The 309-nt window shown below is 51.5% G+C and carries 1 pseudogene; it reads left to right on the top strand.

The features are described 5' to 3' along the window. Positions 1 to 60: 60 nt before the first annotated feature. A pseudogene (locus FN960_RS23800) lies at positions 61 to 309 on the top strand (CTP synthase); the annotation flags it as partial.

The raw sequence follows: 309 nt of genomic DNA, 5'->3' as shown, positions 1-309 counted from the left end.
ATACTGCTTTCCCGTCCTGGTTATTCCATCGTCTTTTCAACCTAACTTCTCAGGTTCAGCATGACAACGAACTATATTTTTGTGACCGGCGGGGTCGTATCCTCTCTGGGTAAAGGCATTGCCGCAGCCTCCCTCGCAGCCATTCTTGAAGCCCGTGGCCTCAATGTGACCATCATGAAACTGGATCCGTACATCAACGTCGATCCAGGTACTATGAGCCCAATCCAACACGGGGAAGTGTTCGTTACTGAAGACGGCGCTGAAACCGACCTGGACCTGGGGCACTACGAGCGTTTCATTCGTACCAAA

Source organism: Alkalicoccobacillus porphyridii (genome assembly GCF_007293315.1).
Taxonomy (GTDB): Bacteria; Bacillota; Bacilli; order Bacillales; family Bacillaceae_D; genus Alkalicoccobacillus; species Alkalicoccobacillus porphyridii.
Note: the sequence above shows the minus strand (reverse complement) of the source record. Positions and strands in the feature narration are given on the sequence as shown.